The organism is Pararhizobium gei (assembly GCF_029223885.1).
Taxonomy (GTDB): Bacteria; Pseudomonadota; Alphaproteobacteria; order Rhizobiales; family Rhizobiaceae; genus Pararhizobium; species Pararhizobium gei.
Genome location: NZ_CP119409.1, coordinates 3,287,890 through 3,313,599 on the forward strand (window position 1 = coordinate 3,287,890; position 25,710 = coordinate 3,313,599).

The 25,710-nt window shown below is 60.9% G+C and carries 24 protein-coding genes; 2 read left to right on the forward strand and 22 right to left on the reverse strand.

Annotated features, from left to right (window positions below):
• Positions 1 to 16: 16 nt before the first annotated feature.
• The 7 genes from PY308_RS15980 to speB form a co-directional block, all read right to left on the reverse strand.
• Positions 17 to 451, reverse strand: a complete 435-nt coding sequence (locus tag PY308_RS15980) for a type II toxin-antitoxin system VapC family toxin (RefSeq protein ID WP_275784419.1) — start codon at positions 449 to 451, stop codon at positions 17 to 19.
• Positions 448 to 699, reverse strand: a complete 252-nt coding sequence (locus PY308_RS15985; protein ID WP_275784422.1) for a type II toxin-antitoxin system Phd/YefM family antitoxin — start codon at positions 697 to 699, stop codon at positions 448 to 450. Before PY308_RS15985 ends, PY308_RS15980 begins: the two co-directional genes overlap by 4 nt.
• A 113-nt stretch (positions 700 to 812) precedes the next feature.
• Positions 813 to 1,901, reverse strand: coding sequence for an ABC transporter substrate-binding protein (locus tag PY308_RS15990; RefSeq protein WP_275784425.1), 1,089 nt, complete (start codon positions 1,899 to 1,901; stop codon positions 813 to 815).
• 84 nt (positions 1,902 to 1,985) lie between these two features.
• Positions 1,986 to 2,636, reverse strand: coding sequence for an amino acid ABC transporter permease (locus PY308_RS15995; RefSeq protein WP_275784427.1), 651 nt, complete (start codon positions 2,634 to 2,636; stop codon positions 1,986 to 1,988).
• Positions 2,633 to 3,301, reverse strand: coding sequence for an amino acid ABC transporter permease (locus tag PY308_RS16000; RefSeq protein ID WP_275784430.1), 669 nt, complete (start codon positions 3,299 to 3,301; stop codon positions 2,633 to 2,635). The genes PY308_RS15995 and PY308_RS16000 overlap by 4 nt, the downstream gene beginning before the upstream one ends.
• A gap of 4 nt (positions 3,302 to 3,305) precedes the next feature.
• The gene (locus PY308_RS16005) at positions 3,306 to 4,109 is read right to left on the reverse strand and encodes a transporter substrate-binding domain-containing protein (protein WP_275784433.1); all 804 of its coding nucleotides are present in this window, start codon (positions 4,107 to 4,109) and stop codon (positions 3,306 to 3,308) included.
• Positions 4,110 to 4,176: 67 nt separating this feature from the next.
• On the reverse strand, positions 4,177 to 5,238 hold the full coding sequence (gene speB, locus PY308_RS16010) for an agmatinase (RefSeq protein ID WP_275784435.1): 1,062 nt from the start codon (positions 5,236 to 5,238) through the stop codon (positions 4,177 to 4,179).
• Positions 5,239 to 5,486: 248 nt separating this feature from the next.
• On the opposite strand from speB, the gene PY308_RS16015 reads away from it, so the two are divergent.
• Both PY308_RS16015 and PY308_RS16020 read left to right on the forward strand, forming a co-directional pair.
• A complete protein-coding gene (locus PY308_RS16015) occupies positions 5,487 to 6,527 on the forward strand; it encodes a LysR substrate-binding domain-containing protein (RefSeq protein WP_275791165.1) in 1,041 nt (346 codons plus the stop codon).
• Between the two features lie 18 nt (positions 6,528 to 6,545).
• On the forward strand, positions 6,546 to 7,724 hold the full coding sequence (locus PY308_RS16020) for an aminotransferase (protein ID WP_275784438.1): 1,179 nt from the start codon (positions 6,546 to 6,548) through the stop codon (positions 7,722 to 7,724).
• Here PY308_RS16020 and PY308_RS16025 read toward each other — a convergent pair.
• From PY308_RS16025 to PY308_RS16095, 15 genes are all read right to left on the reverse strand, one after another.
• Positions 7,679 to 8,620, reverse strand: coding sequence for a DMT family transporter (locus PY308_RS16025; RefSeq protein WP_350339839.1), 942 nt, complete (start codon positions 8,618 to 8,620; stop codon positions 7,679 to 7,681). The two genes, PY308_RS16020 and PY308_RS16025, sit on opposite strands and share 46 nt — an antisense overlap.
• 591 nt (positions 8,621 to 9,211) lie before the next feature.
• Entirely contained in the window at positions 9,212 to 10,480 is a 1,269-nt protein-coding gene (locus PY308_RS16030; RefSeq protein ID WP_275784439.1) for a glycerate kinase type-2 family protein, read from the reverse strand.
• Positions 10,481 to 10,485: 5 nt separating this feature from the next.
• Positions 10,486 to 10,800 (reverse strand): Dabb family protein, encoded by a 315-nt coding sequence (locus tag PY308_RS16035; protein ID WP_275784442.1) that lies wholly within the window; start codon positions 10,798 to 10,800, stop codon positions 10,486 to 10,488.
• A gap of 9 nt (positions 10,801 to 10,809) precedes the next feature.
• Complete coding sequence (locus tag PY308_RS16040) at positions 10,810 to 12,465, reverse strand: GMC family oxidoreductase (RefSeq protein WP_275784445.1); 1,656 nt, start codon at positions 12,463 to 12,465, stop codon at positions 10,810 to 10,812.
• A 207-nt stretch (positions 12,466 to 12,672) separates the two neighbouring features.
• The gene (locus PY308_RS16045; RefSeq protein ID WP_275784447.1) at positions 12,673 to 13,446 is read right to left on the reverse strand and encodes a 3-ketoacyl-ACP reductase; all 774 of its coding nucleotides are present in this window, start codon (positions 13,444 to 13,446) and stop codon (positions 12,673 to 12,675) included.
• Positions 13,443 to 14,942 (reverse strand): GMC oxidoreductase, encoded by a 1,500-nt coding sequence (locus tag PY308_RS16050; protein ID WP_275784449.1) that lies wholly within the window; start codon positions 14,940 to 14,942, stop codon positions 13,443 to 13,445. Before PY308_RS16050 ends, PY308_RS16045 begins: the two co-directional genes overlap by 4 nt.
• A 7-nt stretch (positions 14,943 to 14,949) precedes the next feature.
• Positions 14,950 to 16,062, reverse strand: coding sequence for an ABC transporter ATP-binding protein (locus PY308_RS16055; protein WP_275784450.1), 1,113 nt, complete (start codon positions 16,060 to 16,062; stop codon positions 14,950 to 14,952).
• A gap of 4 nt (positions 16,063 to 16,066) precedes the next feature.
• Positions 16,067 to 16,948 carry a carbohydrate ABC transporter permease gene (locus PY308_RS16060; RefSeq protein WP_275784451.1) on the reverse strand — a complete coding sequence of 294 codons (882 nt, stop codon included), beginning with the start codon at positions 16,946 to 16,948 and terminating at the stop codon, positions 16,067 to 16,069.
• Entirely contained in the window at positions 16,945 to 17,826 is an 882-nt protein-coding gene (locus PY308_RS16065) for a carbohydrate ABC transporter permease (RefSeq protein WP_275784452.1), read from the reverse strand. The genes PY308_RS16060 and PY308_RS16065 overlap by 4 nt, the downstream gene beginning before the upstream one ends.
• Positions 17,827 to 18,023: 197 nt before the next feature.
• Positions 18,024 to 19,280, reverse strand: a complete 1,257-nt coding sequence (locus tag PY308_RS16070) for an ABC transporter substrate-binding protein (protein ID WP_275784454.1) — start codon at positions 19,278 to 19,280, stop codon at positions 18,024 to 18,026.
• 175 nt (positions 19,281 to 19,455) lie between these two features.
• Complete coding sequence (locus PY308_RS16075; RefSeq protein ID WP_275784456.1) at positions 19,456 to 20,982, reverse strand: aldehyde dehydrogenase family protein; 1,527 nt, start codon at positions 20,980 to 20,982, stop codon at positions 19,456 to 19,458.
• On the reverse strand, positions 20,982 to 21,761 hold the full coding sequence (locus PY308_RS16080) for an enoyl-CoA hydratase/isomerase family protein (protein WP_275784458.1): 780 nt from the start codon (positions 21,759 to 21,761) through the stop codon (positions 20,982 to 20,984). The genes PY308_RS16075 and PY308_RS16080 overlap by 1 nt, the downstream gene beginning before the upstream one ends.
• Positions 21,754 to 23,367, reverse strand: a complete 1,614-nt coding sequence (locus PY308_RS16085; protein WP_275784460.1) for an acyl CoA:acetate/3-ketoacid CoA transferase — start codon at positions 23,365 to 23,367, stop codon at positions 21,754 to 21,756. Before PY308_RS16085 ends, PY308_RS16080 begins: the two co-directional genes overlap by 8 nt.
• Before the next feature lie 10 nt (positions 23,368 to 23,377).
• Entirely contained in the window at positions 23,378 to 24,379 is a 1,002-nt protein-coding gene (locus PY308_RS16090; RefSeq protein WP_275784463.1) for a Gfo/Idh/MocA family protein, read from the reverse strand.
• The gene (locus PY308_RS16095; protein WP_275784464.1) at positions 24,376 to 25,425 is read right to left on the reverse strand and encodes a LacI family DNA-binding transcriptional regulator; all 1,050 of its coding nucleotides are present in this window, start codon (positions 25,423 to 25,425) and stop codon (positions 24,376 to 24,378) included. The genes PY308_RS16090 and PY308_RS16095 overlap by 4 nt, the downstream gene beginning before the upstream one ends.
• Between the last annotated feature and the right edge of the window lie 285 nt (positions 25,426 to 25,710).

A 25,710-nucleotide genomic window follows, 5' to 3' on the forward strand; every position in this document is an offset into this window, starting at 1 on the left:
TGGATGCTGTGTTCATTCAAAACGGCGCAAGACAGGTGATGCCGAATACTTCGAAATCACGGATGTTTGCGGTAACGACGGACAAACCGTAAAACTCAGCCGTTGCCGCGATCAGAATATCGGCCAGTTCGCCATTATGCCCCCGCGCCTGCATCATGCCCTCAAGCCGACCAGCTGTAAGTGCAACCGGCACGTCCACAGGCAGAATACGATCCTGGAAATCCACACAGAGCGTCTCTAGCCATTGCCCCAGGCGTTTCGCCTTGGAAGGGTTGCCCGCCTTCACCATCTCCAATTTGGTGATGCCTCTTTTGATCTCCTCAAGAGTTATGGCGGAGATGAACAGGAGGTTTTTCCGCTGCTGCTCTTCCAGCCATGCCAGGAAGGCCGGTGACGCCCGGTTGTTGGATAACAGGGAGATCGCATTTGTATCGACAAGATAGCCGCTCAAAGATCGACGTCTCGCCCGGGAGACCGGTTACGCTCGAACACCATGCCGGGTTCCGGAAAAGCTTTTAGATGCTCCACGAAGCTACGCTCCGACTTTCTCCCGGGTTGTTCCGCTCTGTTTTCTTCAATAGGAGAAAGCGTCGCCACAGGTTTTCCGTCACGCGTGATTGTCACGATCGAACCGTTGACAACCTCATCGACCAACTCGGAAAGATCCGTTTTCACATCGCGCAGGCTCACTGTCGACATAGTTTCATCTCCAGATCGTCATTTCCGCTACATTAACACGAGCCAAGCCGAGCGGAAAACTCTTAACGCGACATGAACCCTTCTCCCAAACGGGAGAAGGGTGAAAGGTAACATCAACCGACGATCAGTTCCGTCCACTTCTGGTTCAGCCAATCCGACTTCGTCTGGTAGAGATCGTAGCGCGGAATGATCGGATCGATGTCGGACGACACGGCGGCGAATTCCTCCGCCGTCAGGTCCGTCAGTTCGCGCTTGACCGTCGGCGCGGTGCCGACCTTGCGCGACAGGACGGCCTGGATCGAGGGCTGGCTCATATAGTCGATGAAGACATGCGCTTCCTCGACCTTTGTCGACGCACGCGACAGCGCCCAGCAGCCCGAGTCTTGGATGCCGCCTTCCTTCGGGAAGGTCGAGCGCACGGGATTGCCGTCCGCCGCCGCTAGGCCGGTGACATCGTGGTAGTACTGGCCCATCGGGATCTCGCCCGATTTCAGCGCCTGCTCGAACTGTGCTTCGTCACGATACCACAGGCGCACATTCGGCTTGACCTCGGCCAGCTTGTCGAAAGCCTTCTGGATGCCCTCTTCCGTATCGAGCGCATTTGTGCCGCCAAGGAAGGTCTTTGCTGTCACTTCCAGGAGGAAGGAATTCGAAACCAGCGCCAGCAACCCGAGCTTGTCGGCATTCGCCGGATCCCACAGCGCTTCCCAGGAGGTCGGCGCTTCCTTGAAGACATCCGTATTGGTGACCAGAGTGATGTACCAGGACACGGCACCGATGCCGGCGATGCGGCCATCCGGATATTTGTTGACGAAACGATCGATCAGGTTCGACGCGTTCTTGATCTTTGCGGTGTCGAGCGGCGCCCAGAGCTCGGTCGACTGTCCCTTCAGCATCGAGACCTGCGACATCATCGAGACGTCAGCGGGCGCCTGTCCTGCCTTGGCCGCCTGGTCGAGTTGCACCAGCCAGGCTTCGCCCGTCGGCTCGGCGACCGCCTCGATGGCGATTCCCGTTGCCTTGGTAAATTCCGGGAAAATGTTCTTGTCGAACGAATCCTTGAAATAGCCGCCATAGACGCCGACCTTCAGCGACTTGTCCTGCGCCCGCAGGATGGACGGCATGGCAAGCATGGATGCGCCCGCAAGGCCGGCACCCAGCACGGCGCGGCGGCCGATGGTCTGTTTCAGAAATTCCGTCATGTCAGTTCTCCTGTTTTGCCCGGCGCCATCTTTGGCTTTCCGGTCTGTTCCCAATGTCTGATCCGGTTTCAAGTCAGGCGAGATTTATCCGTGTTTCAAGGCGCGAGCCTCCAGCAGCTTTGCGTATCGCGTCAAGGGAAAACACAGGGCAAAATAGATCAAGGCAACGAAACCATAGACTTTAAACGGCTCGAAGGTCGCATTGTTGATCGCATTCGAGGTTCTGACCAGTTCCTCGAAGCCGATGATCGACGTCAGGGCGGTGCTCTTGATCAGTTGCACCAGAAACCCGACCGTCGGCGCCCGTGTCATGGCAAAGGCCTGCGGCAGGATGATCAGCCGCAATTGCCTGACATAGTGAATACCGAGGCTGCTTCCGGCATCCCACTGCCCCACTGGCACCGCCTGCACGCCGCCCCGCCAGATTTCCGCCAGGAAGGCACTGGCACAAAGCGTCAGGCCCAGAACGGCCGCCGTCCAGGCCTCGATGCGAAACCCCAGCATAGGCAGCCCGAAGAACAGCAGGAAGAGCTGCATCAGAAGCGGCGTGCCCTGAAACAATCCGATGTAATACTCCGCGAAACGCCTGACCCAGCGCCGCTTGGAAATCCGCATGAACAGGATAAGCAGGCCGACAATCGTGCCGCCGGCAAAGGCCACGGCCGACAGAAGAATGGTCCAGCGCGCCGCGAGCAGCAGATTGCGCACGATGTCCCAGAGCGTGAACTCGATCATGACACGCCTCCGGCCAGAAAGCGGTTGCCACCGGCGACGAGCAGGCGCCGCAGGCCGATGCTCATGCCGAGATAGACCAGCGTGACGACGAAATAGGTCTCGAAGGCGCGAAACGTGCGGGCCTGCAGCAGGTCCGCCTCATAGGTCAGTTCGCGCACCGCGATCTGCGAGACGACGGACGATTCCAGCATCATGATAACGATCTGGCTCGTCAGCGCGGGATAGATGACCTTCAACGCCTGCGGCAATACGATCTTGACGAACACCGTGCGCGGCCGCAGCCCGAGCGCAAGTGCGGCCTCCCGCTGTCCTTTCGGCACGGCATCGAGACCTGCGCCGACAATTTCGGTTGTATAGGCCGTCATGTTCAGGGTCATCGCCAGAATGGCGGCGGTGACGGGGTCGAGCCGGATGCCGAGGCTGGGCAGGCCGAAAAAGATGAAGAACAGCTGCACCAGAAACGGCGTGTTGCGGATCAGCTCGACATAGCCGGCAACCGCTTGGCGCAGGATCACATACCGGCTGCGCCGGGCTGCCGCGCAGAGAATACTGAGCACGATGCCGGCCGTTGCCGACACCGCGATCAGGAACAGGGTCATGGCTGCGCCGCTTGCGATCAGCGAGACCGCGTCGTCCAGCCAACCGAAATCAAGCGCATAGCCCAAGCGATCAATCCTTGAGATTTTCAGGATTGAGCGGCGTCTTCAGCCAGGCTTGCGAACTTTCGTTCAGCTTTCCATCGGCCAGCATCTTGGCAATCGCATCATTGATCGCCTGTTTGAGACGATCCTCGCCCTTGTTCAGCGCCAGATGCGATGGCGATGTCAGGAGCTGAAATTTCTGCTCGGGCTTCAGATCGACCTGCCGGGCCAGAACCTGCGCACCGACATCATTGCCGACGACCATCAGGTCCGTCTGCCCGGAAATAAAGGCCTGGATGACGGAATTATAGTTGTCGAACCGCTTGATGTCGGCGTCCTTGGGGGCTGCTTCCGTCAGCGACGTGTCTTCCAGGGTGCCGCGATTGACAGCAATGCTCTTGCCGGAAAGATCCGCCTTGTCCTTTACCTCCATGGCAGCCGGGCCGATGACGGCGATGTAATAGGGCGCATAGGCGGCGGCGAAATCAATGACCTCTGCCCGCTCCTTGCTGTAGCCGACGCTGACAAGCACATCGACACGTTTTTCCGTAAGGTAGGGAATACGGTTCTGTCCGGTCACCGGCACCGGAACCAGCTTCACCTTCAGGCTGTCGGCAATATACTGCGCCACGTCGATGTCATAGCCCTTCAGGCTCATATCGGCGCTAGCCGAGGAAAAGGGCGGGAAATCAGCAAAGACGCCAACGTTGAGCACGCCTGCCTTGGTGATGTCGTCGATGGCATCGGCATGGGCGGCTGATGCGAAGCCGAGGGCTGCGCCAAGCATCAAAAGTCCCGTTAGATGCGATTTGAATGTCGAGAGTCTGGCCATATTTATTCCCCTTGTTGGTTTTTGTTTGAAATCGATAAATGTATTTTTGCGGCAACCGCCCCTAATCCTAGCCCCGCTCCCCCTGCACGAACGGACTGAAGACCATCAGGCTCAGGATCTCGAAGAGCACCTGCGCGCAGGCATGGGCCGTATTCGTCGTCGCATCATATTGCGGCGCCACCTCGACGACGTCGCCGCCGACGAGATTGATGCCCTTGAGACCGCGGATCAACTCCAACACCTCACGGGTCGTCAAGCCGCCGACCTCCGGCGTTCCGGTGCCGGGCGCAAAGCTCGGATCGACACTGTCGATGTCGAAGGACAGGTAGGTCGGGCCGTCGCCGACGATTGCCCTCGCCTTCTCAATGATCGCCGGCATGCCCATGCCTGTGACATCCTCGGCATGGATCACCGTCATGCCGCTCTCATAGGAGAATTCCCACAGATATTCCGCCGAGCCGCGAATGCCGATCTGCACGGTGCGCGTCGGATCGAGAACGCCGTCGAGCACCGCGTTGCGGAACGGTCCGCCATGGTGGAATTTCGTCTGATCGAAGGCGCCGCCGGTGTCGCAATGGGCGTCGATATGGATCATCCCGACCGGCCGGGTCTTGCCGACGGCTTTCAGGATGGGATGGCTGATCGAATGATCGCCGCCGACCGAAAGCGGCACGACGCCGGCATCAACGATCTGGTTGATGCGTTTTTCGATATCGTCATGGTTGAGTTCAAGCCGGTAGCGGCTCTGGAACGGCACGTCGCCGATATCGGCCACGCGCAGATCATGGACCGGGGCGCAACCGAGAACGTGATTGTAGGGACCGATGCGCTCGATGGTGCGCAAGGCTCGCGGCCCGAAGCGGGCGCCTGGGCGGTTGGTGACGCCGAGATCCATCGGCACGCCGATGATGGCGACCTGGAGATTGCCGAAATCCGGCTCCAGCGCGTCCACAGGCATGTGGGGTGCACTTAGAAATGTCGGAACCCCGGCATAGGGCGCAAGGCGCGTGCCGCTTTTCGAAAAGATCTTGTCCGCAACCTTGCGGAAGGCAGGATCGAACAGCTCGCCGCCATGGGCATTGCCGTATTTCGCTTTCAGATCGTTGAGCTTTCCGTCGTCCCACACCATATCCGTCGCCTCCGATGGAACCTTGGGAGACCTGCGGGATCGGTCCTAGACCGGCGCAACCGATGCGGCAATCCGAAATAGCGCCACCACGCCAGTTCGGCGCCGCGTCGTTCCTGCATGTTCCCCAAGGCTTTTGCGCCTCTTGTCACACCATTAGGGAATAATTTGATTGGAAAATCAATTGACAATGTTATAGCTTTTGATGTGAGAAAAACTAACATTGAATACGACGCCCGGAGCCAGGTATCCTGATCAGCCGCCTTCCCCCCCTGAACCCGCTAAGGGCCTTCGAGGCGACTGCCAGACGCGGCTCGGTTTCGGCAGCGGCGCGTGAACTCAATGTCACGCATGGGGCGATCAGCCATCAGATACGAGCGCTGGAACTGTCCTTCAACGCCGCGCTTTTCGAGCGTGGAGGCAAAAGGTTGAAACTTACGCCGCAGGGCGCGCTGCTTTTGCCCGCGGTCACCCATGCTTTCGAAGGGATCGCGGCGGCCACCGCTGCCATGTTGCGGCCGACCACCAGCGGCGAATTGCACATTACCTGCGTGCCTGCGCTCCTGTCGTTCTGGATGATCCCGCGCCTTCATCAGTTTACCGGACAGTTTCCAGACGTGCGGCTCACGCTCGTTGCCTCGAACGATCCGGCGCATCTGTTTTCGAGCGGCGTGGACATCTGCCTGCTCTATGGAGACGGCAACTGGCCGGATTGCTGGGCCCGGCTCTGGAGCCACATCGACCTGTTTCCCGTCGTCAGCCCGACGCTTCTCAACATGCAGCCCCTGCGCTCCGTGCGGGATTTGCGTGATCATGTCATCCTGCATGGCGACGATGGCCGCGAATGGAACACATGGCTTGCCGCTGCGGATGGCCTGGACGTCCAGCGCGGCCGGCAGCACTTCATGAGCGATGCCCGCCTTTCAACCGAAGCGGCTCTGCACAATCAGGGCGTGGCGCTCGGCGATACGATCACCGCCGGAAGCCTGATCGCCAAGGGCGAGCTGATCGCTCCCTTCGACCTCACGGTGCCCGCCAACGACGCCTTCTACGTTGCCTGCCGCAATGAGGTGCGGGCGGCACCGATCGTCAAGGTTTTCATCGACTGGCTGTTTTCGGCGCTGGAGAGCGATCCCATGCCGGAACTCCAGACTTCGGCACGCACGATCATCCGCGCCCGCGCCCCGAAAGTCAGCGCACCCGAGCGGGTGGCGGTCAAAGACGGTTTCCAGCCGGTCTCGTCCCCCGCCAGGCGTCGGGAACCGGCGCCGAAACGTCGCAGCAAAGTTTAGGAACCACAGGAAGCCGCAATGCCGCATTTCAACCCGCTGATTGCCAGACTATCGCCGCCGCCGGTCCCCTCCGTTCTCGCCTGGGCGAAGGCCTATGACGGCGCGCGTGGCCCGCTGATCGATCTTAGCCAGGCGGTTCCGGGATATCCGCCCCATCCGGACATGCTGACCTGGCTTGGTGAAGCAGCCGCTTCCCCTGCCTATACGGGATACGGCCCGATCGAAGGCGAGAAAGTGCTGAGGGACGCCTACGCCGCCCATGTTTCCGGTCTTTACAATGCCAGGATTGGCCCGGACCACATTCACATTACGTCCGGCTGCAATCAGGCTTTCATGGCCACCGTCATGGCGATTGCCGGCGCCGGCGATACGGTGCTGCTCACCAATCCGTTCTATTTCAATCAGGAAACGACGCTTTCCATGCTCGGCATAAAAACCGAGCTGCTACCCTGCGATCCAGGCAACAGCTTCCTGCCGGACATCGAAGCCGTCACGGCGGTGTTAAGGACCGGCGTCCGGGCGCTGGCTCTCGTCACGCCGAACAACCCGACGGGTGCAGTCTACCCAGCGGCCTTGCTGCGCCGGATCTTTGCGCTCTGCCGGGCGAACGGCGTATGGCTGATCCTCGACGAGACCTACAGGGATTTTCTTGGCGAAGACGCAAGCCCGCCGCATGCGCTTTTGAGGATCGGTGACTGGCAGGACACGCTCATCTGCCTCTACAGTTTCTCGAAATCCTTCTGCATTCCAGGCCATCGCCTCGGAGCCATAACGGCAAGCCCGCAGGTCGTCGCGCAAGTGGCAAAGGTAATGGACAACCTGCAAATCTGCGCACCGCGATCGGCGCAGGCCGCCATTGCCAAGGCGCTGCCGGCTCTGGACGACTGGCGGGCAGAAAACCGTGTCGAGATAACCGCCCGTGCGGACGCGTTGAGGAGCGTGATGAGCCGCCTGACGGGCTGGAAACTGCAGGCTATCGGTGCCTATTTCGCCTATATCCGCCACCCCTATCCCGATATCAGCTCGGAATTCGTTGCCGAGAAACTGGCGGTGATTGCCGGTATCGTCTGTCTGCCGGGAGACTATTTCGGCGCGGGACAGGAAGCCTATCTGCGCTTTGCTTTCGCCAATGCCGATGTGGCGACGATCCTTCAACTGGAAGACCGGCTTTCTGGCTTCGAATTGCCGGGCATATGATCGGCCCCGGCGCGCGCGATCAGGATGCCCACGAGCACGATGGCGCCGCCGATGGCCTGAATCAATCCCACAGGCTCGCCAAGCAGCAGCCATGCAAGGATCGCCGCGACGACGGGCTGCAACAAAAGCGTCAAAGATGAGAACGCCGGGGGCAGGAAGGCGAGCGCGTAGATGATAAGCCCCTGGCCGGCAGCCTGGCTGATAAAGGCAAGGCCGATTAGCACGGCCCAGCCGAACAGTGTCGCGGGAACGAAACTGTCTTCGAGCAAAAATGCCAGCGGAAACATGCACAGCGCCGCCGACGCCGTGCTCCAGATCATGATCCGTTGCGTGGAAAACCGGCTTCGCAACCGGCCGATGGCCAAAATGTAGCCGGCATAGACGACAGCAGCGAGAATGGCCGTCATATCGCCAGCAAGATCTCCGTCGCCAAGCGCCGTCGGGCCGCCTTTCAGCGTCACCACGCCGGCAAGCGCGAGCCCGAGCCCGGCAAGGAAGACGCCGCTGACGCGGGCGCCAAACAGAAGCCAGGATCCGAGCGTGACGAAGATCGGCGCGAGATTGGCCAGCAGCGTCGCGTTTGCAACCGACGTCATATGCAGCGCCAGATGCCAGGTCGCGAGATCGACCGCGAGAAAAACACCCGGTAAAACCAGCAGGCTATAATCGGCAAGACCGGACGGGCGGGTATCGGTTGCGCTTTTTTCTCCGAACGTCGCCCAGAGATACAGGGGCAACAGCGCCAGTGCCACGCGCCAGAAGGCGGTCGCCATCGGACCGACTTCGGACAATCGCACGAAGATCGGCGAACCGCCGATGGCCATGCCGCCAAGAATAAGGGCCGCGACAGCAAGCCTGCGTGTGCGAGATGACAATTGCTGGGAAGGGCCTGCCACGGAATGCTGTCCAACTGGGTGCAGCACGGCATGCGCTGGTGGAGCAGCAGCTATCAGAACCGGATTATCCGAAACAGTCACTTCTGTTTATGAAGGCATGAAAATTGGTGAACAGGCTTGGCGCGTGCGACAGAACTCAGCTGCTGGGTTAAAAATTCGGTTTAGATCACGCCACAGACAAGAGCAGCGACGAACGAGAAGGCAGCACCACACGCCAGAAACTGCCCAACCAATCTCCAGCACACCGGAGAAGCCGCGCCGAGCAGACTGTTACGGCTGTCCAGGATTGACTTCGAACTCTGCATCCTGCCCTTACTCCGTTGAAGGTATGGCTCCATCCTCCAATATTCTCTATAAAATTTATAGATATAATTTTTCGTCAAGTCTCCGACAAGGAGAAAATCATTCTCTTGATGTGCCGCAGGCGGAGCCGCCCCACTATGTTGATGTTGGGCCACGCTTCCTCTCCCTGACATGGCTGATATTTGTTTTGCGGAACCAGAGATCGGCAGCAATACGGCCGGCGGAATGCAGGACCACGGTCAAACACGCTGTTTCCGCCGGTTGCCGGCTGCGATCATGAAAATGCCGTCAAGTCACCAGCAACGCCCGGAAATCATTGACATTGGTTCCTGTTGGCCCAGGCACGAAAAGATCCCCGCTCCCGTGGAAGGCAGTCCAGGCGTCGTGCCAGGCAAGATGGCTGCGTGGATCTATGCCGCGCGCGCGCATGCGGCCGGTCGAGCCTGAGTCGGCAAATGCGCCGGCATTGTCTTCGGAGCCGTCGATGCCATCCGTATCGGCCGCCAGTGCATGAATACCGTCGGTCCCGTCGATATCGAGCGCAAAAGACAACAGGAACTCGCTGTTGCGGCCGCCCTTGCCATAATCCCTGCCGGAAATCGTCACGGTCGTCTCGCCACCGGACAGGATGACCACCGGCTTTCGGAAGGGGCGACCGCGCAAGGCCGTCTCGCGGGCGATCGCCGCATGCATCCGGCCGATATCCGCCGCTTCGCCTTCGATGGCGTCCGACAGGATGACAGCGTCGATGCCCTGTTGCCGCGCCTTGGCGGCCGCGGCCTCCAGCGATACGCCGGCAGAGGCGATGATATGCGTTTGATGGCCCGCAAAGGCCGCATGATCCGGCAAAGCGGCTGCGGACTCAGGCGACGCCAGATGCCGGATCACCGCTTCCGGCAATGTCATCCGGTAGCGGTCGACGATCTCGAGAGCGTCCGCCGGCGTCGATCGGTCGGGGATGGTCGGGCCGGATGCGACAAAAGCCGGATTGTCGCCCGGCACATCGGAAACGATCAGGCTGACGACCCGTGCGGGTGCCGCGGCAAAGGCGAGCCGCCCGCCCTTGATCCGCGACACATGCTTGCGCACGACGTTCATCGCCGAAATCGGCGCGCCGGAGGCAAGCAAAGCGCGGTTGACGGCGATTTCGTCTGACAATGTCAGCCCGACCGGCGGCGCGGGCAACAACGAGGAACCGCCGCCGGAGATCAGCGCTATGACGAGATCCTGCTCCGTCAAGCCCTCGACCAGACGCAGGAGTTCGGTCGATCCGGCAAGCCCCGCGTCGTCCGGCACCGGATGTGCCGACTGCAGAATTCTGATGCGCTTGCAGGCTGCAACCGGACCGTGACGGGCAACGACAGCACCTTCCAGCGGCGCATCCCACAGGCTTTCGAAAGCCGCCGCCATCTGGCTTGCCGCCTTGCCGGCGCCGACGACGACCGTGCGGCCCTTCGGCTTTTCAGGCAAATGGGCGCGGATCGCACCAAGCGGATCTGCAGCCTTGACGGCAGCGGCAAACAGGTCGCTCAAAAAGATACGCGGCTCGGAAATCATGGAAATCATCCTGAAATTTCGAGATCGTAGACGAAGATGCCGTCGATACCGCCTTCGGCGGCCCCAACGATCCTTCCCCCTGCCGCCTCATGGTCGGGATGGACGAGATAGGCGTCGCGCGCCTCAGAATCGGCAAAATCGATGACGAAGCCGCTGGTATACCCCCGGCCCAGCCCTTCGGGACTGACATTCGGACCAACATCGACCGATAGGTAGCCGGGAATAAGCGGTTTCAGCGCCACGATGTCCGACAGGATCGACGCCCTTTCATCTTCCGGGACATTCGTCTTGAACCGGATGAAAACGCAGTGACGGATCATGGAAGTCTCCTATCGGATATCGGCGCGCCCACGCGGGCGCTGGTCGTTGCGTTCGTGGGAAAAGATCGCCGCAGGCAAAGGCTGCAGGTTGCGAATGATGTCCGATCCCTTTTCGCCCATCATGATGGTTGGCCCATTGGTATTGCAAGAGGGAACGCGCGGCATCACGGAACTGTCGCAGACGCGCAGTCCTTCCAGCCCGTGCACCTTCAGATCCAGTCCGACCACTGCCTCCGGCCCGGTGCCCATCTTGCAGGTGCCGACCGGATGGTGGTCGGTCTTGGCATTGGCGCAACCGTACTCGAACAATTCGTCGTCGGTCATCACCTTCGGCCCCGGCAGGCGTTCGGCCATGATGAAGGGTTTGAGCGCGTTCTGCTGAAAGATTTCGCGGGCGATCTTCAGCCCCTCAAGCGACATCTTCCGGTCGTGCGGATCGCTCCAGTAGTTCGGATCGATCAAGGGCGCCGCCGCCGGATCGGATGACGACAACCGCACGGTGCCTCGCGAACGCGGATGCAGGTAAGCCGAATTGAGCGTGACGCCGGCGTTCTTGAGTTTTTCGACGCCCGCCTCGATGCCGGAGCCGAGGCCGAGATGGAACTGGATATCGGGCGAACGGGCCTGCGGATCCGCGTACCAGAAGCCGCCGGTCTCGAAGAGCGACGACGCCACCGGGCCGGAGCGGAACAGCACATATTGCAACCCGGCCCAGAGCGTCCGATGCAGCTTTGCGACGCCGTCATAGGTGTGGTCGCCGGTGCATTCGGAAATGACGAACAGATCGAGATGATCCTGAAGATTCGAGCCGACGCCCGGAAGATCGTGCTTCACATCGACGCCGACCGAGCGGAGGTGGTCGGCGGGACCGATGCCCGACTGCTGCAACAGCTTCGGCGAGCCGATTGCGCCGGAGGAAACGAGTACCTCGCGATCGGCCCGGATAATTTCCAGCCCCCGAGCGGTTGCAACTTCGACGCCGACCGCACGTGTCCCTTCCAACACGATCCGCGTCACGCGGGTGCCAAGCCGCACGGTAAGATTTTTCCGATCCTTGATGGGGTTGAGGTACGCAAGCGAAGCCGAAGAGCGGCGACGATTGCGCTGCGTCAGCTGATAAAAGCCGACACCGGCCTGCTGCCTGCCATTGAAATCGTGATTGTAGGGAATGCCGAGTTCCTGTCCGGCGCGGATATAAGCGTCGCAGATCGGCAAACCGGAGACCGGCATGGAAACGCCCAGCGGCCCGCCATAGGAATGATAATCGTCGGCAAAGCGCTGGTTGTCTTCCGAGCGTTTGAAATAGGGCAGTACGCTTCGATAGTCCCAGCCCACGCAACCATCCTCGCTTGCCCAGAGATCGTAGTCTGCCGCATTGCCGCGCGTGTAGAGCTGTGCATTGATCGAGGAACCGCCGCCGATGACCTTGGCTTGCGTATAGCGCAGTACCCGGTTGTTCATGTGCTTCTGCGGCACGGTCTCCCAACCCCAGCTGGCGACACCCTTGGTCATCTTGGCAAAGCCGGCTGGCATATGGAATAGCGGGTTCCAGTCGCTGCCACCGGCTTCGAGCAACAGCACCCTGACATCGGCCTCCTCGGTCAGCCGGTTGGCGAGAACGCAGCCGGCGGGTCCGGCGCCTGTGATGATGTAGTCGTAAGTCATGTCGTCGTCCTTAATAAGCTCCGCGGCTCTTCCATTCGGAAGGATGAGCCAGCCAAATATCCTGCTGCCACTTCTCCCCAGCGGGAGAAGTACCGAGCGTATGCGAGGCGATAAGGGGGCTTGCCGCGAACATCGGATGGCTTGGCTCCCCATCATCCGGCCCTTCGGGCCACCTTCTCCCCGTTGGGAAGAAGAGTCGCCCCGCCTTCACAATCTCCCGATCGACAGCGCCCCATCCGCATTGATCACCGTGCCGGTGGCAAAACCGAAACGGCCGGAGGCCAAAGCAGCAACGATGCCGCCAATATCATCCGCCTCGCCCCAGCGCTTCATCGGCACGAGACCGCCTTCGATCAGTGCATCATATTTGCCCGACACACTGGCCGTCATGTCGGAACGAATGATGCCCGGGCGAACCTCGAAAACAGAGATGCCGGCGTCTGCCAGACGAAGAGCCAAGCCTTGGGAGAAGGATGCAAGCCCCGCCTTGCTGATGCAGTAGTCCAGCCGCTCCGGCGAGCTCAGCACCGCCGAGACGGAGGTGATATTGACGACGGCTCGCGGCGCAACCGATGGCGAAACCAGCATAGCCTTGACCACAGCCTGGGTAAAAAACACCGTGCCGCGCAGGTTGGTGGCAACGATCGTGTCGAAATTCTCCGGCGACAGCTCGAGGAAATCCCCTCGAACGACGGATGCCATGCCTGCATTGTTGACGAGGCAATCGATCGAACCGAATGCCGCAAGCACCGCATCGACGGTGGCCTGATGACCGGCAAGATCGGACAGATCGGCTTTCAAAAAGATCGCCTGTGCGCCAAGCGCCGCCAGATTTTCCAGCACGGTGCCCACCTGGTCCGCCTCGCCGATGCCGGTGATGGCAATATCGAAACCATCCTTCGCAAGCGCCTTTGCAATGCCAAGACCGATGCCGCGCCGCCCTCCGGTGACGATGGCAACGGGACGCCGCTGATCCGTCATGCCGCCAACTCCTTCGAAACGATGTGATCAGCCACGCGCAGTGCCTGGGCCGCTACCGTCAGGGCCGGATTGACGGCGGCAGATGTCGGCAGGCAACTGGCATCGACGACAAACAGGTTCTGATGGTGGAACGCCCGGCAGAGCGGGTCGAGCGGAGCAGAAGCCGGATCGTTCCCCATGCGCACCGTGCCGCACTGGTGCGACGGGGTGCGTTTATCAAAAGGCTGGGACAACACGATCGGGTAGCCTGCAGCCTTGAAATGCGCGCGCATCTTTGCCTCAAGACCGGACAGCGCCTCCATATTCGAGCGCCGCCATTGCATGATGATGCCTTTGCCATCGACCATGATGCGGCTTTCGGGGTTCGGCAGATCCTCCGTCATCATGTACCAGTCGACGGCGTGCCCGGCCATGAAGTCGAGCGCGAAGCGCGGCGCGTACCACGGCGCATTGGCCTTGAGGATATCTCCGTTGATCTTGCCGAGCAGTTGCACATTGCCGAGCGGCAAGCCGTCACGGCCACCGGTCAGGTAATAATCGTTCAGCATCAGCGTCTTCTGGTACACGCTGTCATTGCGCTTGAAAGGGTTGATCGCCAGCATGGCGCTGCAATTGTGGTTCATGAAATTGCGACCGACCTGATCGGACCGGTTGGCGAGCCCCTTGCCGTCGCCGGAGCGCAGCAGGATGGCGGCGGAGTTGATCGCGCCCGCCGACAGGATCACCAGCTTCGGTGACAGCCGTTTTCTTTCGCCCCTGTGCGTGTAATGAACAGCCTCGATCCGCCCGCCCGGCCCCGCCTCCAGCGTCTCGACATGAGCGGAGGTGATAAGCTCGATATTGGGGTCCGTCAGCGCGAGAGCGAGCGGCGCGCTCTCGGCGTCCTTCTTGCCCCTGCCCGTGTTGGGAAAACCATCCCACGGCGTGCGTCCGCCGGCGAGCCACGCATCGATATCGACGCCGAGCGGCAGTGTCGCCGGATGCAGTCCCTGCGCCTTAAGCTCAGTGCGAGCGCGGGCAATCGCCGGCTCGTCCGGCACGGGTCCGTGAGGATAGGGCGTCGAATGAACAGGCTCGGTCGGATCCTGCCCCAGTTCGCCGCGCACCTCGAACAGGCGCTCCGCCTTGCCGTACCATGGCTCCAGTTCCGCGTAGGGAAACGGCCAGGCCGGCGAGACGCCGCCAAGATGCTGCATCTCGGTAAAATCCTCGGCGCGATAGCGCAGCAAGACCGCGCCGAAGAGCTTGGAATTGCCGCCGACGAAATAAAAGTTCCCCGGATTGAACGCCGTGCCATCCGGTTCGCGCCACATTTCTTTTGGGCGGAAGTGGCCATCGACGAAGATGGAACGATAGCTGCGTGTCTCCGGCGTGTCGGGCAGGCGCTCGCCGCGTTCGAGGATCACGATCCGCGCACCCGTACCGGCAAGCGCGGACGCGATTGTCGCTCCGCCGATGCCGGAACCGATGATGACGATGTCTGGTTGCTTTACCATGATCGAGCTAGCCGATGCGCTGCTGGCTTTGCGGATCGAAGAACACCGCCTTGTCGAGATTGAAGGCGAGTCGGGTGTTTTGGCCAGGCGCAATGCGCGCATCGGCACGCAGGCGTGCAACCACTTCCTTGCCGCCAAGCTTGGTGACAGCGAAGGTGTCGGAACCGGCAGGTTCCACCACCTCGATCAGGCAATCTCCTTCCACCAGAGAGCGGGCGTTGCGGTCGGCGCCGTCCGGATCGGTCAAGGCCTCCGGTCGAATGCCGAAGACGATCTGCTTGCCGGCGTAGGCGGCAAGGCCTCCCACCTGTGCGACGGGAAGATGCAGCGGCGCAGCATCCGGGCGCACAAGCGAGACGCGCAGATCATTGCCGCCCCCCTCGACGGTCGCGGTCAACAGGTTCATGGCAGGCGAACCCATGAAATCGGCGACGAAGAGATTGGCCGGATTGTTGTAGATTTCGGCAGGCGTGCCGAATTGCTGCAGCACGCCATCCTTCAACACCGCGATCTTGGTGGCGAGCGTCATGGCCTCGATCTGGTCATGCGTCACATAGACGATGGTCGTTTTCATCCGCTGGTGCAGGCGCTTGATCTCGGTGCGCATGTCCACACGCAGCTTGGCATCGAGGTTGGATAGCGGCTCGTCGAACAGGAAGACCTGCGGATTGCGTACCAGCGCCCGGCCCATGGCGACGCGCTGGCGCTGCCCGCCGGAAAGCTGGCTTGGCTTGCGGTGAAGCAGATGACCGATCTGCAACATTTCGGAAACCTGCTTGATCGCCTTTTCCCGCTCTTCCTTCGGCACGCCGCGGATTTCCATGCCAAACGCGATGTTTCCGGCCACCGTCATGTTCGGATAGAGCGCATAGGACTGGAAGACCATGGCGATGTCGCGCTTGGAGGGATGCAGGCCCGCCACCGATTTGCCGTTGATCGAGATTTCGCCCGATGTGATCGGCTCAAGCCCCGCAATGGTATTGAGCAATGTCGACTTGCCGCAGCCGGACGGTCCCACAAGCACGAGGAAGCCTCCTTCGTCGATCTCGAGATTGATGTCTTTCAGGATTTCCAGTGCGCCGTAGGACTTGCGAAGGTTTTTTATTTTCAAAAAGGACATGGCTTTACCCCTTTACGGCGCCGGACATCAGACCTCGGACGAAATAGCGGCCGGAGACGATGTAGACGACAAGCGTTGGCAGGGCGGCGAGGATCGCGCCTGCGAAATGGACATTATATTCCTTTACCCCCGTGGAGGAGGAAACCAGATTGTTGAGCGCAACCGTCATCGGCACGGAGTCGGAGCCGGAGAACGACGCCCCGAACAGGAAGTCGTTCCAGATATTGGTGAACTGCCAGATGACCGAGACGACGATGATCGGGCCGGAGGACGGCAGGAGGATGCGTCGGAATATCTGGAAGAAGCTGGCGCCATCGATCTGTGCCGCCCGCACCAGTTCGGTCGGAAAGGCTTCGTAGTAGTTGCGGAAGTAAAGCGTCGTGAAGCCCAGGCCATAGACGATGTGGACGAACACAAGGCCGGTCGTGGTGCCGGCAAGCCCGAAGATGCCGAGCATGCGCGCCATGGGGATCAGGACGATCTGGAACGGGATGAAGCAGGACAGAAGCAGCATGCCGAAGAAGATGCCGGAGCCCGGAAAGCGCCATTTGGTCAGCACGTAACCATTGAGGGCGCCGATGATCGTCGAGATCGCAACGGCCGGAACGACCATCAGGATCGAGTTGATGAAGAAGGGCTTCAAACCCGTCGGCTGGACGCCGATCTGCGCCGTCGACCAGGCGGACCGCCACGGATCCAGTGTCCAGGTCTGTGGAATGTTGAGCATGCCGCCTTGCCGGATTTCATCCAGCGGCTTGAAGGAATTGACCAGCATGACGTAGAGCGGCAGAAGCGAATAGACCGCAAACAGGATGAGTACGGTATAGATCAGGGCGCGTGTCAGGCGTCCGCTGGAAATGGCATTGTCAGGGCTCTGGACGCTCATTGGCGCTTCTCCCCTTTGATTTCGGAGTAGAGGTAGGGGATGATGATCGAGAAGATCATCACCAGCATAATGATGGCCGAGGATGCGCCGATACCCATCGAGTTGCGGGTGAAGGTATAGGAGTACATGAAGGTCGCCGGCAGTTCGGTCGCCTGCCCCGGTCCGCCGCCGGTCAGGGCGACGACAAGGTCATAGGCCTTGATGGCGAGATGGGCGAGAACGACAAAGGCCGACAGGAAGACCGGGCGCATCAAGGGGATGATGATGCGGCGATAGATGGTTGCCGACGAGGCCCCGTCGATCTGCGCCGCCTTGATGATTTCGTTGTCGACGCCGCGCAGGCCGGCGAGAAACATCGCCATGATGAAGCCGGTGGACTGCCAGACGGCTGCGATCACGACGCAGTAGATGGCGTAGTTGCGGTCCTTGATCCAGTTGAAGGTAAAACTCTCCCAGCCCCAGAGATGCATGGTGTTTTCAAGCCCGATGCCGGGGTCGAGAAACCATTTCCAGGCCGTACCGGTGACGATGAAGGACAGCGCCATCGGATAGAGATAGATCGGCCGGAGCAGTCCCTCGGCGCGGATCTTCTGGTCGAGCAGGATGGCGAGCGCCAGACCGAGCACGGAGCAGATGACGATGTAGAGCGTCGCGAAGATCGCAAGATTGGAAATCGCACGCCACCAGTGTGGCAAGGCCCAGAGCTTGGAATAGTTGCTCAAACCCACAAAATTATAGGAGGGCAGCATCTTGCTGTCCGTCACCGAAAGGTAGCCGGTATAGGCGATGAAGCCGTAGACGAAGACCAGAACAATGATGAAGCTTGGGGCAAGGACAAGTTTTGGAACAATATCCTGCAGCCGGCTGCGGCTATCCATCGTGAATACCACCGTTGAGTGTGAATTGAGAAATGGCGAGACGACGCTTATAAAAGCCCCTCACCCCAGCCCTCTCCCCGCTTGCGGAGAGAGGTGACGATGGAGTTTGCGGCTAGTCCCTTCTCCCAATTGCTGGGAGAAGGGGCCGCCCTCCTAGGCGAAGAATGGCCGGATGAAGGGCGTTGTTCGCAGAACGATCACTGCGCGGCGGCAACCGCTGCCGGCAGTTCCTTGACAGCCTCCTCAGCGGTGAGTTCACCGTTGAATTCGCGTGTCACGACGTCGTAGATCGCGTTCTTGACCGCCGCCGGGTTGGCATGGCCATGCGCCATGGACCCGAACAGCTTGCCGTTCTTGTCGGCATCCGCAAGATCGGCGATCGCCTTCTTGCCGCAGGCGTCGAAGGCTTCGTTCGATACGTCGGTACGGGCCGGGGCCGACCCCTTGACGACGTTGAAAGCCGACTGGAAGGTCGGGCTTTCGATCGCGGCTGCCATCTGCATCTGCGCCGGCACCTTGTCATCGGCAACCTTGAACATTGCGAACTGGTCGGAATTGAAGGTCACGGAACCCTGCGTCTCGGGATAACGCGCGCAGACGAAGTCGGTGCCGGGCACCTTCTTTGCCTTGACGAACTCCCCCTTGGCCCAATCGCCCATGAACTGCACGCCGGCCTTGCCTTCGATCACCATGGCGGACGCAAGGTTCCAGTCACGGCCCGAGAAGTTGTCATCGACATAGGAACGCAGCTTGGTCATGCGTTCGAAAGCCGTCTTCATCTTGTCGCCGCCGAGAGCAGCAGGGTCGAGATCGATAAAGGCGCTCTTGTAGAAATCGGTGCCGAGCGAGAGAACGACCGCATCGAAGATCGTTGCATCTTGCCAGGGCTGTCCGCCATGCGCGACGGGAGTGAGCCCCTGCGCCTTGAAGTTGTCGAGCAGGGCAACGAGTTCGTCCCAGTTCTGCGGCTCCTTGCCGCCGGCCTTGTCGAGCGCTGCCTTGTTGATCCACATCCAGTTGGTGGAGTGGACGTTGACCGGAGCCGCGATCCAGTGACCATCATATTTGGAGAACTTCTGCAGAGCCGCCGGGATGACCTTGTCCCAGTTTTCCTTGGCAGCGATTTCGTCGAGATTGCCGAGCGCGCCTTCCTTGGCCCAGTCGAGAATGTCGAAGCCGAGCATCTGCACCGCCGTCGGTGCATTGCCCGAAGTAACGCGGGCGCGCAGAACCGTCATCGCCTCCGTGCCGCCGCCGCCGGCAACCGGCATGTCCGTCCAGGAAATGCTCTTACCTTCCAGATCCTTCTTCAGAACGTCAAGTGCGGCCGCTTCGCCGCCGGACGTCCACCAATGCAGGACCTCCACGTTCTCGGCTGCCTGAACAGCCGAAGCCCCAGCCATTCCGGCTATCATGATTGCCGCTACCGCCGTCGTCGTCAAAAACTTGCGCATCGTATTCCTCCCGGTTGCAAGTCGAAAATAGCGGAGAACTCCTCCCCGCCGTGAATGCCGGCCGTGTTTTACACCACCGGAAATATGCAGCTCCTCTCCGCATGCCCAATTCAGATGCCAAATGGCATCCTCCGTCAAGCAGGCGAAACGAAGAATTCAATCGTTTTAACGCCTCTTATTCGGCCGCTCTGGCTGAACCCGGCATCCACCAGCCGGTCCGGCCGCCGATATGCATGTTGAGCGTTTTCGTCTCCGTATAGTCTTCCACCGCATGCCGTCCGAGTTCCCGGCCAAGCCCCGACTGGCGGTAGCCGCCGAAGGGCAGTTCGGATGCGCCGTCCATGAAGGTGTTCATCCAGACCGTGCCGGCCCGCACCTTGCGGCCGATCGTCAGGCAAGTGTCGAAATCGCGGCTCCAGACGCCGGCGGAAAGCCCATAGTCGATGGAATTGGCGATGCGGATTGCTTCATTCATCGTCTCGAAGGTCAGGACCGAGAGCACCGGACCGAAGACCTCTTCGCGCGCCACCGCCATGTCAGGCGTCACAGCCGACAAAATGGTCGGCGACATGAACTGGCCGGAGCCGAGGTCGAGCGCCGATCCGCCATGCGAAACGGTCGCCCCGTTCTTGGAAGCGGCAGAGACATAACCGACGATCTTTTCGAGATGCTGCGGCGTGATGATCGCCCCGACCTGGGTTTCCGGATCGAGCGGGTCGCCGACCTTGACCTTCGCTGACATCGCCGCAATCTTCGCGATCACATCCTGGGCGATATCCTTGTGGACGATCAGCCGCGAGCCGGCATTGCAGCATTCGCCAGCATTGAAGTACGCGCCGAACACGGCGGCATCGATGAAATCGTCAAGATTGGCATCGGGAAAGACGATTTGCGGATTCTTGCCACCAAGCTCCAGGGACACCTTCTTCAGCGTCTGGGCCGCATTGCTCATCGTCAGCTTGCCGATAGCGGTCGAGCCGGTGAACGAGACCATATCGACATGCGGATGGGTGGTCATGATGGCGCCGGCGTCCGGGCCTGTACCGGTGATGATATTGACGACGCCGGCGGGAACGCCGGCCGCTTCGAGGATTTCGCCCAGCACCAGCGTCGAGCCGGAGGTGAGTTCGGACGGCTTCACCACCGTCGTGCAGCCGGCGGCGAGCGCAAAGGGCAGTTTCTGACTGACGATCAGGAAGGGGAAGTTCCACGGCGTGATGATCGAGACAACGCCGATCGCTTCGCGCAGGACGACGCCCAACGTGCCATCACCCAGCGTATTGTAGCTTTCGCCATGCAGGTCGCGGGCAAGCGCTGCGGCATAGCGCCAGATGTCGGCAGCTCCGCCGAGTTCGGCTTTCGCCTGGCTGATCGGCTTGCCGCTCTCGATGCAGTCGAGATAGGCAAGCTCATCGGCGCGCGCCGCGATCATGTCAGCCGCCTTGAGCAGCACCAGCGAACGCTCCGACGCCGTCATGCGCGGCCAGGGACCGTCGTCAAAGGCTTTGCGGGCAGCAGCAATGGCGCGTTCGGCATCGGCCTGTTTCGCGGCAGGATAGCGGCTGACGGTGACGCCGTGACCGGGCGCCACCCGCTCCAGCGTCGCGCTATCCGCCGCATCGACCCATTGGCCGTCGATCAGCATCTTGAAATCGCGAACCGCGAGATCGCCGAGCGCCTTGGGCTTCACCAGAACCGTCATTACCATTCTCCCTTGAATTGCGCGGGACGTTTTCCGGCAAAAGCCGCAACGCCCTCTTTCATGTCACCGGTCTTGGCAGCCAGGATCGAACCCAGCGCCTCGACGGCCGTGCCATTGTCCTCGCCATTGGCCGACGCGATCATCAGCTTGCAGATCTCCAGCGACGCCGGCCCGCGCTGCGCTATCCGCCCGGCATAGGCCTTTGCGGCGGACAGGACAGTGCCCGTCTCCGCCACCGCATCGACCAATCCCAGCGCCCTCGCCTCCTCGGCCGAAAACATCTCGCCGCCGAGCACCATCCGCCGTACGACCTGCGCGCCGAAACGCTTGACGAGACGTTGCGTGCCCGACCAGCCCGGCACCATGCCGAGGCTCGTTTCCGGCAGGCCAATCTTCGCCTGGACTTCGGCAATCCGGATATCCGCCGCCGCCGCCAGTTCCAGCCCGCCGCCGAGCGTATGGCCGTTGATGGCCGCAATGAGCGGCATGCGCAGCGTTGCCAGCCGCTCGAACACGCGGTGACCGAAGCGCACCCATTGATGGCCGAAATCATTGGGGCTCATCGCGCCCCAGGCCTTGATGTCGCCGCCGGCGCAAAAGGCCTTGCCCTCGCCGGTCAGGATCGCGACCCGCACGCTGGCATCGGCCTCGATCGTATCGCAGGCAGAGCCAAGCGCCTTCAGCATGTCGATGTCGAAAGCGTTCAGCTTCTCCGGCCGCGCGATCGTCAGCGTTGCGATCGCATTGTCGATCTCGATCCGGATGCGGTCATCAGACATGAGCGCCTCCTGCGAGGCTGCGCGCGGGCTTTTGCGGCAAGGTCAGTCCAATCGGCGCATCGTGGAACAGCGCCGCATCCATCACCTTCAGATCTTCGGAGACGATCAGCGGGAATTCCGACTGGTCGAGAATATGCGCCTGCAGATCGACGCCGGGAGCGATCTCCGTCAGCACGATGCCATCCGGCGTCAGCTTCATTACGCAACGCTCGGTGACATAGGTGATGTCCTGTCCCTGTTCGACCGCGCGGCGGCCGGAGAAGGTGACATGCTCGACCTCGTTGACCAGCTTCTTCAGCTTGCCCTCTTTCTCTATCACCAGCCTGCTGTCGGCCATCGAAAGTTTCGCCCCTGCATTAAACATGCCGGAAAACACGATCTTTTTTGCCCGCGCGGTAATGTCGACGAAGCCGCCCGCCCCTGCGGTCACATGCGGACGGAAGGAGAGTTTCGAGACGTTGACCGAACCGGACCTGTCGATCTCCAGGAAGGACAGGAGAGACGCGTCGAAGCCGGCGCCTTGAAAATAGGTGAACTGGTAGGGCGACGGCATGAAGGCATCGGCGTTCGAAGCGCAACCGAAGGCGAAATCCAAGAGCGGCACGCCACCGACGGCCCCCTGTTCGATCACCCAGGTTACCGAACCGTGCAGGCCTTCTTCCAGAAGGATCCGCGGCACATTGGCCGAGATGCCGAAGCCGAGATTGACGCAGGAGCCGCCCTCGAGTTCCTGGGCGACGCGCCGCGCGATCACCTTCTGGATGTTGAATTCCGGCACCCGGAAGCTGTCGAGCGGCCGGAAGATTTCGCCTGATATGGCCGGATCATAATCCGTCAGCGTCGTCTGCTTCTGGTCGGGATCGACAATCACATAGTCCACCAGCATGCCGGGCACGCGCACGTCATGCGGCTTCAACGAGCCTGACTTGGTGATGCGCTTGACCTGTGCAATGACGATGCCGCCATTGTTGCGGGCCGCGAGCGCCTGATCGAGGCCACCGAGATAAGCCCCTTCGTGTTCATAGGTCAGGTTGCCGCGCTCATCGGCCGTGGTTGCGCGGATGATCGCCACTTGCGGGACGATGGCCTTGAAATACAGCCAGTCCTCGCCTTCGAACTCGATCTTCTTGACCACCGGCATAGCAGCGGCCGAAGCATTCATCGCGCAGCCCTGCCGCGCCGGATCGACGAAGGTGTCGAGGCCGATCTTTGTGAGAACGCCCGGACGCTTGGCCGCGGCTTCGCGGTGCATGTCGAACAGCACGCCGGAGGGAATATTGTAGGCCGCAACCTCGTCATTTCCGATCATCTGCCAGATCAGCGGCGGTTCGGATGTCGAGGGGCCGGAAGGATAGGAGCCGCCGATGATTGTCTTCAGCAGTCCCTTCCTGGCGATATGGTCGATCCCCTTGATGCCGCTCATGTCGCCCGCGGCGATCGGATGCAGCGTCGTCAGGTCGCGCGGATGGCCGGTTTCCTCGAAACGCGCGCCGATCGCTTTCAGCATCAGGTCCGGGCAGCCGAGACCGCTCGAGGAGGAGACGGAAACGACCGCTCCGTCCGGGATCAGGGAGGCTGCTTCAGCCGGGGTGATATGCTTGCTCATGCGTGTTGTCTCAAAGTCCGGGTTCGATGGTAACGATGGCGCCGCTCGCTGCGGCCTGCATCACGGCAAGACCGGTCGCCAGCGACCAGATGCCGTCCTCGCCGCTGCACAGCGGCCTGCCCCTGCCGGCAATCGCATCATCGAAGGCAAGCAGCGTGTTTTCGTAAAGATTGCGATGATCGAGCGAAAGCTCCGTTTCGCCATCGGCGTTGCGCAGCGTCACCGTGCCGATCGCCTTCTGCGTCATGCAGTTGCGGGCGAACAGCGAGCCCTCGGAGCCGTGCACTTCGAAACTGGTCCGGGCATATTTCGTGGTGAAGCCATCATGGAACTGCGCGATCAGACCCGACTTGAAGCGGATGACGCCCATGGCCGCATCTTCAAGCCCCGCCTTCGCCATGCCGCCGTATTGTCCGAGCGCAACCGCCTCGACCGGGTCGTCGCCAAGCACGAAACGCAGCGCGTCGGTGTCATGCACCGTGATATCGAGAATGACGCCGCCGCCGGCTTCCGGCCGGTCCAGTCGCCAGCCCTGCAGATGGGCCGGCAGATAGCCGGCATGGCAGACCCGGGCGGCAAGCGGCTTGCCGATCCTGCCTGCGGCGATCGCGTCGCGCATGGCACGTTGTGTGGCAGCACCCCGCAGATGATGATTGGTCGCCATGACGACGCTGGCATCTCTGGCCGCCTTGACCATGGCATGCGCATCATCCAGCGACATCGCCAGCGGTTTTTCGCACAGGATGTGTTTGCCGGCACTGGCCGCCGCAAGCACTTGATCGCGATGCAATTCGTTGGTGGTCGAGATATAGACGGCCTGCACATCAGGATCGTTGACCAGATCGGCAACGCTGGTCACCGATTTCGCGATGCCGTGTTCGCTGGCATATTTGGCACCGCGCTCGGTGCTCGTGCTCATCACCGAGACGATTTCGCCGCCCGTCGCGCGGATCGCGTCGATAACCCACTCATGCGCTATCGTGCTTGCGCCGATCAATCCCCAGCGTGTCATAGCAGAGCCAGCCTTTCCCTTTTGTCGGATGCAGCACCACAGCTTTGGCGCACGACGAGCCGTACCGAGCCGACAACGGCCTCCGCATCGGCCTTTCCGGCATTGATCTGTTTCAGGAGCAATTGCGCCGCCCGCCGGCCCATGCCCTGCGGATCGACCGAGATGGTCGTCAGCGCCGGCACCGCCGTCTGCGCCTCGATGACGTCATCGAAACCGACGACGGCAAAATCCGGACCGGGTTCCAGGCGATGCGCGCGCAACCCGTCGCAGACGCCGAAGGCAACCGCATCGTTCAGGCAGACCGCCGCCGTCGGCGGATCACGCAAAAGCAAAGCCCGCTCCACGGCCGCCACGCCACCGGCCCGCGAGGGCGCCGAGCTGATCACCAGATCGTCAAGCGGCGCCAAACCCAAGGCAGCCAGCGCTTCCCGATAACCGTTCAGCCTGTCATTGAATACCGCCGTATCGGGAAAGCCGCCGAGAAAGGCAATGCGGCGGTGGCCGAGGCCGGCCAGATGACGCACCGCCTCGCGCATTCCGCCGCGATTGTCGGAAATGAGCGACGAGACTTTCGCGCCGGCAATCTGCCGGACGACGTTGACCACCGGAATACCGCTTGCCACCAGCGCCTTCAGATCCCCGGCTTCCGTGCCGCGGGCTGGAGACAGGATCAGGCCCGAAATACCGTGCTCGCGCATCGAGGCGATGACCTCGCTCTGGCGATCGACGCTCTCTCCGGTATTTGACAGGAACTGAACATAGCCGGCGGACTGCACCACCATGTCAACGCCGACGGCAAGCTCGGCGAAGAAGCTGTTGGTCAGGTCGTTGACGACGATGCCGATAATCTTGGATTTGGAATTCGACTGACGCAGATTGGCAGCACCGCGATTGTAGACATAGCCGAGATCGCGGATCACCGCATTGACCTTGGCACGCGTCCCTTCGTTGACGAGCGGGCTTCCCTGCAAGACGAGCGACACGGTCGATTTCGACACGCCGGCGGCGCGTGCAATATCGATGACCGTCACCCGTTCCCCGCTCATGCCGTCCTCCCTGCAAAGCCCTTGCGGCTCTGTTATAGATCTTAAATAATTGGATCGTTCCAAATTTGTCAAGCGAGGCAATCAAAAAAATGCTTCCGCACCGCATCCCGCCTCCGATCATTCACAGCAGTAGGGGTAAAACTAAGATTTCTAGGCTAATTTAGTGATTTTAGCCAGCAGTTGCTCCAAAATTTACCCAAACCAGCAATGCACCGACAGGACTACTGGAACTCGCCCAGGATCAGGATGGTCGCATTTTCTGCTTGAAATTTGGAACGATCTAAA

What these genes read in the sequence shown, in the direction of transcription:
- PY308_RS15985 (WP_275784422.1), bottom strand. Translation starts at nt 699, where the DNA reads ATGTCGACAGTGAGCCTGCGCGATGTGAAAACGGATCTTTCCGAGTTG.
- PY308_RS15990 (WP_275784425.1), bottom strand. Translation starts at nt 1,901, where the DNA reads ATGACGGAATTTCTGAAACAGACCATCGGCCGCCGCGCCGTGCTGGGT.
- PY308_RS15995 (WP_275784427.1), bottom strand. Translation starts at nt 2,636, where the DNA reads ATGATCGAGTTCACGCTCTGGGACATCGTGCGCAATCTGCTGCTCGCG.
- PY308_RS16005 (WP_275784433.1), bottom strand. Translation starts at nt 4,109, where the DNA reads ATGGCCAGACTCTCGACATTCAAATCGCATCTAACGGGACTTTTGATG.
- speB (WP_275784435.1), bottom strand. Translation starts at nt 5,238, where the DNA reads ATGGTGTGGGACGACGGAAAGCTCAACGATCTGAAAGCGAAATACGGC.
- PY308_RS16020 (WP_275784438.1), top strand. Translation starts at nt 6,546, where the DNA reads ATGCCGCATTTCAACCCGCTGATTGCCAGACTATCGCCGCCGCCGGTC.
- PY308_RS16030 (WP_275784439.1), bottom strand. Translation starts at nt 10,480, where the DNA reads ATGATTTCCGAGCCGCGTATCTTTTTGAGCGACCTGTTTGCCGCTGCC.
- PY308_RS16035 (WP_275784442.1), bottom strand. Translation starts at nt 10,800, where the DNA reads ATGATCCGTCACTGCGTTTTCATCCGGTTCAAGACGAATGTCCCGGAA.
- PY308_RS16040 (WP_275784445.1), bottom strand. Translation starts at nt 12,465, where the DNA reads ATGACTTACGACTACATCATCACAGGCGCCGGACCCGCCGGCTGCGTT.
- PY308_RS16045 (WP_275784447.1), bottom strand. Translation starts at nt 13,446, where the DNA reads ATGACGGATCAGCGGCGTCCCGTTGCCATCGTCACCGGAGGGCGGCGC.
- PY308_RS16050 (WP_275784449.1), bottom strand. Translation starts at nt 14,942, where the DNA reads ATGGTAAAGCAACCAGACATCGTCATCATCGGTTCCGGCATCGGCGGA.
- PY308_RS16055 (WP_275784450.1), bottom strand. Translation starts at nt 16,062, where the DNA reads ATGTCCTTTTTGAAAATAAAAAACCTTCGCAAGTCCTACGGCGCACTG.
- PY308_RS16060 (WP_275784451.1), bottom strand. Translation starts at nt 16,948, where the DNA reads ATGAGCGTCCAGAGCCCTGACAATGCCATTTCCAGCGGACGCCTGACA.
- PY308_RS16065 (WP_275784452.1), bottom strand. Translation starts at nt 17,826, where the DNA reads ATGGATAGCCGCAGCCGGCTGCAGGATATTGTTCCAAAACTTGTCCTT.
- PY308_RS16070 (WP_275784454.1), bottom strand. Translation starts at nt 19,280, where the DNA reads ATGCGCAAGTTTTTGACGACGACGGCGGTAGCGGCAATCATGATAGCC.
- PY308_RS16075 (WP_275784456.1), bottom strand. Translation starts at nt 20,982, where the DNA reads ATGACGGTTCTGGTGAAGCCCAAGGCGCTCGGCGATCTCGCGGTTCGC.
- PY308_RS16080 (WP_275784458.1), bottom strand. Translation starts at nt 21,761, where the DNA reads ATGTCTGATGACCGCATCCGGATCGAGATCGACAATGCGATCGCAACG.
- PY308_RS16085 (WP_275784460.1), bottom strand. Translation starts at nt 23,367, where the DNA reads ATGAGCAAGCATATCACCCCGGCTGAAGCAGCCTCCCTGATCCCGGAC.
- PY308_RS16090 (WP_275784463.1), bottom strand. Translation starts at nt 24,379, where the DNA reads ATGACACGCTGGGGATTGATCGGCGCAAGCACGATAGCGCATGAGTGG.
- PY308_RS16095 (WP_275784464.1), bottom strand. Translation starts at nt 25,425, where the DNA reads ATGAGCGGGGAACGGGTGACGGTCATCGATATTGCACGCGCCGCCGGC.